This window comes from Noviherbaspirillum galbum (assembly GCF_010974945.1).
GTDB lineage: Bacteria > Pseudomonadota > Gammaproteobacteria > Burkholderiales > Burkholderiaceae_D > Noviherbaspirillum > Noviherbaspirillum galbum.
The window spans coordinates 13,166-24,617 of record NZ_JAAIVB010000004.1; the positions used below are offsets into that span (position 1 = coordinate 13,166).

At 63.2% G+C, this 11,452-nt stretch carries 9 protein-coding genes; 7 read left to right on the plus strand and 2 right to left on the minus strand.

The features are described from left to right. Window positions 1-59: 59 nt before the first annotated feature. The 7 genes from G3574_RS00730 to G3574_RS00755 all read left to right on the plus strand — a co-directional run bounded on the left by G3574_RS00730 (window position 60) and on the right by G3574_RS00755 (window position 7,701). Complete coding sequence (locus G3574_RS00730; protein WP_163959896.1) at window positions 60-1,136, plus strand: zinc-binding metallopeptidase family protein; 1,077 nt, start codon at window positions 60-62, stop codon at window positions 1,134-1,136. Window positions 1,137-1,287: 151 nt separating this feature from the next. After that, window positions 1,288-3,537: an ATP-binding protein gene (locus tag G3574_RS00735; protein WP_163959898.1), complete on the plus strand. Its 2,250-nt coding sequence runs from the start codon at window positions 1,288-1,290 to the stop codon at window positions 3,535-3,537. A 105-nt stretch (window positions 3,538-3,642) separates the two neighbouring features. Further along, window positions 3,643-3,951: a hypothetical protein gene (locus G3574_RS00740; protein WP_163959900.1), complete on the plus strand. Its 309-nt coding sequence runs from the start codon at window positions 3,643-3,645 to the stop codon at window positions 3,949-3,951. A gap of 253 nt (window positions 3,952-4,204) precedes the next feature. Continuing rightward, on the plus strand, window positions 4,205-5,350 hold the full coding sequence (locus tag G3574_RS00745) for a trypsin-like serine protease (RefSeq protein WP_163959960.1): 1,146 nt from the start codon (window positions 4,205-4,207) through the stop codon (window positions 5,348-5,350). Between the two features lie 47 nt (window positions 5,351-5,397). Continuing rightward, window positions 5,398-5,619 (plus strand): hypothetical protein, encoded by a 222-nt coding sequence (locus tag G3574_RS28030; protein ID WP_205609611.1) that lies wholly within the window; start codon window positions 5,398-5,400, stop codon window positions 5,617-5,619. 15 nt (window positions 5,620-5,634) lie between these two features. Beyond that, window positions 5,635-6,375 (plus strand): hypothetical protein, encoded by a 741-nt coding sequence (locus G3574_RS28035; protein ID WP_205609612.1) that lies wholly within the window; start codon window positions 5,635-5,637, stop codon window positions 6,373-6,375. A 39-nt stretch (window positions 6,376-6,414) separates the two neighbouring features. Next, entirely contained in the window at window positions 6,415-7,701 is a 1,287-nt protein-coding gene (locus tag G3574_RS00755) for a PP2C family protein-serine/threonine phosphatase (protein WP_163959902.1), read from the plus strand. 18 nt (window positions 7,702-7,719) lie between these two features. Here G3574_RS00755 and G3574_RS00760 read toward each other — a convergent pair whose 3' ends face one another. After that, complete coding sequence (locus G3574_RS00760; RefSeq protein ID WP_163959904.1) at window positions 7,720-8,772, minus strand: asparaginase; 1,053 nt, start codon at window positions 8,770-8,772, stop codon at window positions 7,720-7,722. An 82-nt stretch (window positions 8,773-8,854) separates the two neighbouring features. After that, window positions 8,855-11,110, minus strand: a complete 2,256-nt coding sequence (locus G3574_RS00765) for a fatty acid desaturase (RefSeq protein ID WP_163959906.1) — start codon at window positions 11,108-11,110, stop codon at window positions 8,855-8,857. Window positions 11,111-11,452 lie beyond the last annotated feature (342 nt).

Sequence of the window (11,452 nt, forward strand, 5' to 3'; positions counted from 1 at the left end):
GGGAACGGTTGCATGGGGAAGTCGTCCATGAAGTAACACTAACACCATGGCTGCCCTGCATGAAAACTTTCCACTGCGACAGATGCGGTCAACAGGTATTTTTCGAAAACGTCCGCTGCGAACGCTGCGGCGGCATGCTTGGCTACCAGCCCGAGGTACGCGCTATCAGTACCTTCGAGCCTGCCGGCGATAATATCTGGAGGAGCCTGAACCCGGCCAATGAAAGCCGTCTTTACCGGCAGTGCGTCAACTACGCACGCGAAAACGTGTGCAACTGGATGATTCCCGCCGAGGCGGAGGACGCGCTGTGTGCTTCCTGCCAGCTCACCCATGTCATTCCCGCCTTGTCGTCCGCGCAGAACAAGCTGTTCTGGCAACGGCTGGAAGCCGCGAAGCGCCGCCTGCTTTACACGCTGTGGGACCTGAAACTGCGTCCACCATCCAAGGCCATGGACCCGGACGGCGGCCTGGCCTTCGAGTTTCTCGAAGACATGCCTGACAAGCAGGTGATGACGGGCCACAGCAATGGCTTGATCACCCTGAACATTGCGGAGGCGGATCCGGCGCACCGGGAAAAAACCCGAGAGCAGATGCACGAACCCTACCGCACCCTGCTCGGTCATTTCCGCCATGAAAGCGGTCATTACTATTTCGACCGGCTGGTGGACGGCACGCCCTGGCTGGAGCCTTACCGCGAACTGTTCGGGGACGAGCGCGCCGACTACGGCGAGTCATTGAACCGGCACTATGAACAGGGGCCTCCGCCAGACTGGGAACAGCGCTACATCAGCAGCTACGCCAGTTCGCATCCATGGGAGGACTGGGCCGAAACCTGGGCGCATTTCCTGCACATGGTGGATACGCTCGACACTGCCTACTGGTGCGGCCTGACCGCCAGGCCGAAGAAAGCTGGCGAGCCTGAACTCGACATCCCGGGCCGCCCGCACCGCAATCATGACTTCGACGAAGTCATGCGCGACTGGTTTGCCCTGACCTACGTGCTCAACAGCCTGAACCGCAGCATCGGCATGCCCGACGCCTATCCGTTTGCCTTGTCCCCGACGGTGATCGACAAGCTAAGATTCATCCACCACGTCATCATGGAGAAACAGAAGGCCCCCCGGCCGCCGGACTGAGCCTGCCGGGATGCCTTCCGGGATCGCCCGCTGCCAACACTTTAGTCGTTGCCGCCATGACGAAAAGCAATAAGCTGCTCTCCATGGCTTGATAAGATCACGTCATTTTGTTCAGCCTGTTCCCGCAGCGACTGCCAGCCGTGATCCGCCAATGAAAATCCGTACCTACCTGGCCCTGATGGCAGGCACGGTCCTCGTACCCATCCTCGTGTTCTCGGCCTTCGCGCTCGACATGCTGGTTGACGACGAGCGCCAGGCCGCGGTGCGCAGCATGCATGAACTGGCGCGCGCCACGTCGCTCGCGGTCGATGGCGAAATGACCCGGCTGGACGGCGTGGTCCGCGCGCTGGCAACCTCGCGCTTGCTGGCAGCAGAGAACTTCCGTGAATTCTACGGGCAGGCGGTCGCCGCCAACGTCGGGCGCGGCACCCAGATGACGCTGTTCAACCAAGGCGGACAGCGGGAGTTCACGACCGTCATCCCTTATGGCAAACCATTGCCGCCGCTGCCAGCTTCCAACGTGGAACGCGCACGCCTGGTCCTCGAACAATCCGGCACCCAGGTTTCCGGCCTGATCCAGGGAAGGGTCACCGGCCAGTACCTCTGCGCCGTGGAGCTGCCCGTGACGCTGGCCAGCGGCAAGCGATATCTCATCTCGGTCTGGAATTACGCCAGCTTCTTCAAGAAGCTGCTGCCGGTGGAAAACGTTCCGGGCGACTGGCTGATCGGCGTCTTCGACAAGGACGGCATGACGGTTGCACGCAACCGTGGCAACGACGACTATATCGGCAAGCCGCCCCGGGCCGAGCTGCTTGCGGCCATCCGCGCGGGAAAGACTGGCGAAATAAGGCATGTGTCCCGCGACGGTGTGCCGATCTATACCGCGCTCGTGCGCTCGCCGCTGTCCGGCTGGACGGTGGCCGTGGGCGTGCCGATCGCCGACATCGAGGCCGCGGCAAGGCGCTCGGTCATGCTCGCGGCTGCAGGCCTGTTCGCGGCGATCGCCTGCGCCGTCGCAGCCGCGGTGTATTTCAGCCTGCGCCTGACGCGCTCCATCGGCAGCGCCGAACGCGCCGCGGTGAGCCTGCGCGAAGGCAAGGTGCCGCCGGATGCGCGCACCGAGGTGCACGAGATCGACACCTTGCTGGCGGCGATGCACCAGACCGGCGTGGTGCTGGACAGCGTGCAGCGCGAGCGCCAGTCCTTGCTCGACGACGCGCAGGAAAGGCGCGCGATGGCGGAGGAGCAGAACCGCGCCAAGGATGAATTCCTCGCGATGCTCGGCCATGAATTGCGCAACCCCCTCGCCGCGATCAGCTCCGGCATCGCCGTTCTCGACCTGGACGGGACGCCCGCCGATTCGGCGCGCCGCGCCCGCGACATCATCAAGCGCCAGTGCGGTCATCTCACCCATATCGTCGACGAACTGCTGGACGCCAGCCGCCTCATTTCCGGCAAGGTGGTGCTGTACAGGACCGCAGTCGACCTCGGCGAAGCGGCGCGTCATTGCCTCGGCGCGCTGCAGATGCGCGCGGGCGGCAAGCTCCAGCATCATGTCACCACCACGATCAGCAGCGTAATGGTGGAAGCGGACCCGACGCGACTGGAACAGATGATCACCAACCTGCTGGAAAACGCCTTCAAGTACACACCCTCGGGCGGCACGGTGCATCTTCGGGTGGAACGATCGGCTGAGTGGGCATTCCTGCACGTGCAGGATTCCGGGATCGGCATCGGCGTCGACCTGCTGGGAACGGTATTCGACAAGTTCGTGCAGGCGCCGCGCCATCATCGGGGACAGAGCGGACTGGGTCTTGGCCTGGCGATCGTGCGTGCCCTCGCGCGGCAGCATGGCGGCGACGTGACCGCGGCAAGCGGCGGACAGGACCAGGGCAGCACCTTCACGATCCGCCTGCCGCTCGCTCTCGTCGTGCCGGCGGAACAAGGGGAAAGCATGCCCGCTGCGGAACGCGCGGCTTCCGGCAACATCCTGCTCATCGACGACAACGACGACGTGCGCGAGATGCTGGCCCATGCGCTCCGCCACGATGGCATGGAAGTCAGCGCGGCCGCCACCGGCCTGGATGGCCTGGCGCTGGCCGAGCAATGCCGGCCTTTCGCCGCGCTCGTCGACATCGACCTGCCCGACATCAACGGGCATGAAGTGGCGGCACGCATCCGCGCCCGCGAAGCCGCGCAACCGCACGGGGCGCAGCCGATGCTGCTGGTTGCAGTCACCGGGTACGGCCAGCAATCCGATCGCAGGAAGGCGCTGGCGGTCGGGTTCGACGAGCATCTCACCAAGCCGGTCGACATGGGCGCGCTGCGCGGCGTTCTGGCGCGGCACGCCGCAACGACGAGGACAACGGCAGTCAATGACCACGCCGGACCGCCGGCTTGAGCTTTTCCGTGCGCAAGGCCGCCGGATATAAGCAAGATCATTACAAGGAACTTGCACACGGATCCCGTATCTTTAGTACAAGTCTTTTGTTGAAAGGAATCCACCATGAAAACCATTCTCGCGGCGATGGTCGCCGTCGCCTTCGCATCGCACGCTTATGCCCAGCAGGAAGCCACGCCTTCCGAAGTCAAGGCCCAGGGCAAGGTAGAACAGGAACAGCTCAAGGCGCAGAAAAAAGTCGACAAGGCCCTGCACAAGGAAGCCCAGGCCAATGTCGATGCCGACGCGAAGGCAACCAAGAAAAAGCTCAAGGCCCAACAGAAAGCGGACAAGGAAATCAATAATGCCACCTCCGATGTCGCCAAGGCACAGAACAAGGCAGACGTGGAAGCGGCCCGCAGCAGCGGGAAATGATCCACTTTACGGCGGGCCCGGCGGCCCGCCATCTTTCGGGAAGAGTTTGAGAAGTCGCATTAAAGCGCATTGCGATGCGAGGCAGCGCAAGTCGCTCCGCATTACGCTTTTTCCCGAGCTTCGCCGTCCGTTTTTGCCAAGTATCTGAAACATCAGCGCTTTTCTCCAGTGGCATGCAACGTGCCTCAGGGCCGTCACGCATCGCAAGCCCGCATGCGTGACAACACTTCCTGAAGACCTACAAGGAGAACTTATGCGCAACGCAAAGCCACGGCTCAACGGCCGTTTCGGCACGAAGCTGCTCGGCGTTTCCCTCGCCGCCATCATGACCTCGGCGGCGGCCCTCAGTCCCAGCCTCAGCCACGCTGCCCTCATCACGAACGGCAACTACGAACCGGCGCTGGCCGCCGATGTCATCCGCAGCCTCGGAAACATCGAGCCTGCCATCACGGTAGGTGCGCCTCCCGACTCACCGGCGCTCCACGTCGATCCTAATGTGCCGACGTCCCCTTACTCAGGCGTGGTCAGCATCAACATCAGGTTCGATGGGCAGTCGTACATCTGCTCCGGCGCGCTGGTCGGGACGCGCTCCGTGCTGACGGCCGGCCACTGCGTCGACACCGACGGCCAGGGGCATTACGTGAATCTCGCCAAGCCGGGCACCGACGTGCGCGTGGTCTTCAACAGCGCGGGCGACCGCAACGCCATCATCAACGCGACCAAGGTGGCGGTGCATCCGGACTACCAGGGATTCGGCAATTGCCCGCCCGGCGTCAACAGTTTTTGCGTCAATGATGACGTGGCGGTCCTCACCCTCTCCTCGGATGCGCCCGCCACCGCGAAGCGCTACCGGATCGCCGGCGCGCCTGTCTCTGCCTCGACGCACATCTACATGGCAGGCTATGGCACGTCGGGGACGGGGGTTGCCGGCTATACCGTGGCGCCCAGCTTCGAAGCGAAGCGCACAGGGGAAAACTACATCGATCTGTTCGACAAGAATGACGAAGCCAACTTCACCGGAAACGACGAAGTCTGGTATGCCGACTTCGATGGCAACGGGCAGGACACGTTCTGCACGATGTTCAGTGCCTGCTCGCCGGCATTGCCGAACAACCGTGAGTCCAGTATCGGCGGCGGCGACTCGGGCGGTCCCTCTTTCATCAACTGGAATGGCGAGCCGGTGCTGGTCGGCAACAACACATTCAGCGGCTGGTTCGACGGACAGACGAAAGGCACCTTCGGCACCTACTTCGGCGGCGTCCTGCTGAATCCCTACCTGGGCTTTCTGCGCAGCGCCACGAGCGATGAGATCGTGCTCGTTCCGGAACCTGCGAGCGCGGCTCTGCTTGTATTGGGGGCAATGATGATGTCGCTGGCAAGGCGCCGCGCGCGGACCTGAAGCGGGATCAGGAGGCGGCATGCCAGTCGCGGAGCACGCCGGCAGGCGTGTCCGCAAGGAGTGGCGCAGCGGCCCGTCACCGGGCCGCTGGCTGGATCGGCCTGGCTTATTTCGAGCCTGACGAGCCGCTGGTAGAACCGCTCGATGGGCTGGTCGACGACGAGCCCATGGAAGAGCCGGACGAAGACGATGGCATCGTCGACGAAGAGCCCGAAGTGCTGCTGTCGCTGCTGCCCGACGTGGTGCCGGAGGTCGTGCCGCTGCCGTAGGACGGGGAGGACGACGTGCTGGAGGAGCTAGGCGAGCTGGAGGAGCTGGAAGAGCTGGGCGAACTGGAAGAGCTCGACGTGTCGGATGCCCCGCTGGTGCTGCTCGAACCGCTGGAACTCGTGTCGGTGCTGCTCGAAGAGCTCGGAGAGGTTGAGCTGCTGGAAGAGCTCGACGGGGTGGACGAGCTAGAGGGGCTGGAAGAGCTGCTGGGCGAGGACGAGCTCGACGATCCCGATCCGCTCATGCTGCTGTCGGAACCGCTGCTGGATGAACCCGAGGAGCCCGAGCTGCCACTGCTCATGCCGCTGGACGAGCCGGAGCTGCTGGAAGGCGGAGCGGAAGTGTCGTTGCTGGACGTGCTCATGCCTGAACCGGAGCTGCCCGAGCTACCGGAGCTGCTCGAAGGCGAAGTGGCATTGGTCGTCGTGGTAGTCACGGTCGTGTTGGCGGACGAACTCGGGGAGCTGGGCGCGGTTGCGCTGCTCTTGGACGGATCGTTCGTCGTGGTGGTGGTCGTGGTCTGGCTGAACGCCGCGCTTGCGGTCCCCAACAGAGAAACAAAGATAGCTAAAGGCAATTTCTTCATGTTCACTCCTTGTATGTGTGCGCTGGCGTCAGCGCCTCGAACGATAAATGACTGGAAACCGTTAGATGCACAAAAGTTGGTAGGTTCATATCTTTTTGTGACAATTTTTCCTGGACAATCTGCCCGCAAGCAAATCGTTGTCAACCTAAGCGCTGCGGGACGGTCATAAACTGAAGCCAGTCGACATTCGTATGTTTCACCCGGCCTCATGAACACCGCTCCGATTCCTGAAGACATCGATCCCAGCCTGCCGGCATTCGTTCATGGAAGGCGACGGCGCGACCAATTTTCCTTTCCCGGAACTAACTCCGGCACCCGCGTCCTGCTCGTCGATGATCAGCGGCTGGTTGCCGCCGCACTGAAAAAAATGCTGGAAGGAGCGAAGGAAATCGAACTCTTCGCCGTCACGAATGCCGCGGACGCCATGGAGGCCATCATTTCCTTCAGGCCGACCGTCATCCTTCAGGACTTGTTCATGCCGGATGCGGATGGACTGGCCCTCGTGCACCGATACAGAAACATGGAAGAAGCCAGCGCAGTGCCGGTGCTCGTGCTGTCTTCGGAAGAAGACCCGAATACCAAGGCCATGGCGTTTTCCCGGGGAGCTAATGATTACCTGATCAAGCTGCCGGCCGCCGCGGAAATGATTGCCCGCATCCGATATCACTCGGCTGCCTACCAGCATCATCTCGAGCGTGACGCGGCTTACCGCCAGCTCAGCCGCGAACTCGAAATGGCGAGGTCGATGCAGCTCGGCTTGCTTCCGGAACCGGCCAGGCTGGGCGCGGTTCGCTTCGAATGGCTTTTCCAGGCGTCGAGTTATGTCGGCGGAGACTGCTTCGATTATTTCATGGTGGGCGACCGCCACGTCTGCTTCTACCTGGCGGACATCTCCGGCCATGGCGTGAGCGCCGCCATGCTGGCATTCAGCCTGCAGCACCAGATGCGCGCCGCGACGCATCGCATGACGCGGCTGGTGACGGAAACGACGAGCGACATAGGCAGGGCCGCGGAAATCGTGATGCAGGACGTTAACCAGCGCTTCCTGCGGATGCCCGATACCAGCCTGTACCTGACGCTGGCCTTCGGGCTGATCGAGCAGGACACCGGCCTCGCCGCAGTCGCGACGGCGGGTCACCCGCCGGCACTGGTGACGGCCATGCCCGGAGGCGACATCATTCATGCCGGCGTGCCGGGCGTTCCGATCGGCATCCTGCGCGATCCGGAGTTCGAGGCAAGCACGGTAAAGCTCGAGCCGGGAAGCCGGATCTTCCTTTACTCGGACGGCATCACCGAAACGGAGAACGCACGGCATGAAGCATTCGGTCAGCAGCGTCTCGAAGCGCTGCTGACCAACAAGGAAATGCATGGCCGTCCGCTGGCGCACGTCCGGCAGGCGCTCGGGGATACGCTGCGGGCGTGGCGGGGCGCCCGCCATTCCTTCGAGGATGACGTGACTTTCCTTGCCATGGAGTTTGGCATTGCCGGAAAATAAAGCGGCAAATTCAGCCCGCTAGGCGATCTTTTCCAAGGAATAGGTTGCCTCCACGTCTCCCACGTTCCGGCCCGCGGCATTGATCAAGGGGATGCGGCCGTAACGCTCCAGCAATGCCCTGCCCTCGCCTTGCAGCAACCCCAGCTGGGACAGGGCGGAAACGGTAGCGGTCTGCGCGGCACGGTTATTCCCGTCGACGATTTTCACGGCGATGCCGATGCCGCGCGAGCGGATGCCGATCAGCTGGACACCATCCGCACCAACCTTCGTCACCCAGTCGCCACCGCCAGCCTGCATGTAATACAGGTCGCTGCGGTTTTCACCGGAAACCAGATCCGGGCGCGCGACCATGGCGTCGCGCAGGTCGCCCATCGCGGCGCCATACTTGGCATCGTTGCTGCCCTGGGCAAGCCGGGCGTAGAGCCAGGCAAGCCGGGACAAGGGCATGGCGAAGTTCGGCGCCGAACATCCATCCATCCCCATCGGCAAATCTTTCTGTTCCAGGCCGGTCAGGTCGGAAAGCATGGACCGGATGCGTTGCTGGAGCGGATGGGCGGGATCGACGTAATCGGCGAAGGAAACGTCGTGCAACCGGCACCAGGCGAGAAAGCCGGCATGCTTGCCGGAGCAGTTATGGTGCACCTGCGACCACTTGCCGTCGGCCGGCGGCGTCTTGCCGAGCGCCTCGTAGAACATCGGCGCGTGGCAACCGCATTGCAGGTGCGTCTCGTCGCATCCTGCCTTGCCGAGCAGGCCGCGAACCACCGCGATGTGCTTGTCTTCCGCATTGTGGCTGGCGCACATGAGGGCCAGTTCCGCCGGGTCGAGGCCAAGCCGCGCCGGCCCGTCGTCGAGCATGAATGGCAAGGCCTGGAAGGGTTTGAGCGTGGAGCGCGTGAAGACCGGGTAATGGGGATCGCCGGCTTGCCAAAGGATGTTGCCGCGGATGTCGACCACGACCGCCGAGCCGAGGTGGACGTTTTCGACATGGACCGCGCCTTCATCGGCGCTTCCGACGGCGCCATTGGAAAGATAGCCGCGCGTGGTATGAACGAGTGGAATCGCTTGCATGCATGAGTCCGGATGAGATCGAGCAGCCTACTCTAACGCAGGACATTCCCGCGCGCAAACGGTGACTCCGACAGCCGGCGCCTCAACCGGCCGCCCTCGACGCAATCATTGCCGGAATGCCGCTGCGGGCGTTCGCCCGCGCTGCCAGATCGCGTTCGATGCCGTTCGCATGTTCGTGGTCCCAGGCGAGCACCCTCGGCGTCATCAGCCGGTGCCACAGCGGCGGCACCAAGGCAATGATGATGGTCGTGAGATAGCCGCCGATCATCATCGGCGCTTCGCGGCACGGCCTCAAGTCCTGGTATGGAACCTCGCCCTGGGCATGGTGATGCGAATGGCGGGTCAGGTTGAACATGCTCCACGAACTCAGGCGCTTGTTCGTATTCCAGGAATGACGCACCGCGACCGGCGTGTCCGGATGGCGCACCAGTCCGTAGTGCTCCATGTAATTGACGATTTCCAGCAAGGACTTGCCCCACAGGCCGCAGAGGATGAAGAAGCCTGCGGCCTTCCAGCCGCCGATCCATGCGGCGGCGCTGAGCAGAGCAACACTCATCAAGTAGCCGCGCAGCACGGCGTTACGCCAGCCGAGCACCGGAAAGCCCTTGCGCGCGAGGCGGCGGGCCTCGATCCTCCAGGCGCTGACGTTGCCCTTGATGGTCGAGGCGAGGATGTGGTGGTAGACGTTGCGGCCCCGGGGCGCGGTCGCAGGGTCGTTCTCGGTCGCGACATAACGATGATGACCGTGCACATGCTCGATGGCGAAGACGGTATCGAAGCTGAACGCCAGCAGCCAGCGGCCGATCAGCATCGAGACCGGATCCCAGGTGCGATGCGTCAGTTCGTGGCCGGTGATCGTTCCCACCATGCCTATCACCAGTCCCATGTAGAACACCAGCGAGACATGGTCGCCGAAGCCGGTCGCGTCACGCGCGGCGATGACGTCATAGCCGGTCAGGCCGGCCACCCATTGCCCGAAGCCGAAGGGATCGCCCGGGCTGACGTGCCAGACCGCGGCGAAGGAAATGATCAGCAGCAATGGCAGCGCCAGCCAAAGTTGCACCGTCAGGATACCGGGATGCCTGAAGCGCGGCGTGGACAGATCATCGCCGCAGATCGCATCGCCCACCACGTAAAACGCGGTCATTCCCCATAAGGCGAAGGTGATCGCCGGTCCGCCGGCAAGGATGGCCACCAGGGCGGCCAGGCTGGAACCATGGAAAAGGAAGAACTTGAGGTAATGGAGCATGCCGGCGGGATTGCCGGAAGTAACTGGCTCGCCGGTTGCAACGTTTTCGCGGAAGGCAGCCGCGTCTCCTTGCCGTTCATGCCTCGCCAGGAAGCGGTCGGCATGGATGTGCGCCGGTGGAATGCCTTGGCCTTCGAGCAGCGGGACCGCATGGTCGATCATTCCCGGCGGTCCGCAAAGATAGGCATGCGCACCGGGCTGAACCACCTCGGGAATCCTTTCCGTCACGCGGCCGCGCTCGCCTTGCCAGGATGAGGACGCAGGTTCCTCGGACAGCACTGGGATGAAGCGGAAAGGCGCTTGCCATTGCCGCTGTATCTCCGCGATCTCGTCGAGCGCGTACAGGTCGCATTGCTCGCGCGCGCCGAACAGCAAGGTCGCGGGGCGGTCCGCTCCGGCGATCGCGGCCTGCTTGAGCATGGCCAGGATGGGCGCCAGGCCGCTGCCGCCCGCCACCATGAGCAAAGGCGCGGTGCCCGGCCTCAGCCAGAAGTTGCCGTTCGGCCCAATGACCGAGACCTGCCTGCCAATGAACTCATCGTTGCAGAGACATTCCGACAGTTGACCGCCGGGAACCTGGCGCACGGTGAAGCTGACGACGCCATCGGCCTGCATCGGCGTGGAAAAGGAGTAAGGACGCGTTACATCCGGCATGACATCGAGGCACAGTTCCGCGAATTGCCCGGCGGCATAATAAATGCCTTCATCCAGTTGCACGCGGACGCGGCAGATGTCACGTGCCAGCCTGTCCTGCGAAACGATCGTTCCACCCATGCGATGTGCGGAGGAATGCGGCGGCATCTCGACCTCCAGGGCGAGGTCGGTCCTGGCGACGCTCTGGCAGGCAAGGATGTAACCCTGGCGGCATTCCTCGTCCGTGAGGATGTATCCCGATTCCGTCAGCTCGCGGACTTCCCCCCGGACCAGCCGGCACTTGCAGGTGCCGCAACCGCCGACCCGGCAGCTGTTCGGAAACGGCACGCCGGCGCGCAGCGCCGCCTGCAGCAGGGTTTCCCGGTCGTTGGCCTCGACGTCCCGGCCGTTGATGGCAACCACCGACGGGCGTCGCCGCGACAGGAACCGCAACATATTCTCCTCCTGGCGGGCCTAGCAACCCTGCCTGATCTGTTTTTGCCATTGTAGCGAGAAGCGGGCTGGCGTAGGCAGGGCGATCATGACTTTGCAGGACCTTGCCGGAAAGACGAACGTTACCGCGCGGCGACAAACCACTGGCGGCGGGCAGGCCCATGTCTCGGGCAAAGCCTGACCAAACTTGATGCAAATCGGATTCGCTTCATTCTTCGCCGACACGGATCCGGCATGCCTTTAAGATGAAACACGCTGTCCACGCGCGGGCGGGAGACGTCTCGCGCCGCGGCAATCCGCCAGGAGAATCTTCCTTTTACAACCTTGTCGTCCACGGTGCCTTTC

Bases quoted from the DNA above. Each gene is read 5' to 3' on its own strand.
- G3574_RS00730 (WP_163959896.1), top strand. From the start codon at position 60: ATGAAAACTTTCCACTGCGACAGATGCGGTCAACAGGTATTTTTCGAA.
- G3574_RS00735 (WP_163959898.1), top strand. From the start codon at position 1,288: ATGAAAATCCGTACCTACCTGGCCCTGATGGCAGGCACGGTCCTCGTA.
- G3574_RS00740 (WP_163959900.1), top strand. From the start codon at position 3,643: ATGAAAACCATTCTCGCGGCGATGGTCGCCGTCGCCTTCGCATCGCAC.
- G3574_RS00745 (WP_163959960.1), top strand. From the start codon at position 4,205: ATGCGCAACGCAAAGCCACGGCTCAACGGCCGTTTCGGCACGAAGCTG.
- G3574_RS00755 (WP_163959902.1), top strand. From the start codon at position 6,415: ATGAACACCGCTCCGATTCCTGAAGACATCGATCCCAGCCTGCCGGCA.
- G3574_RS00760 (WP_163959904.1), bottom strand. From the start codon at position 8,772: ATGCAAGCGATTCCACTCGTTCATACCACGCGCGGCTATCTTTCCAAT.
- G3574_RS00765 (WP_163959906.1), bottom strand. From the start codon at position 11,110: ATGTTGCGGTTCCTGTCGCGGCGACGCCCGTCGGTGGTTGCCATCAAC.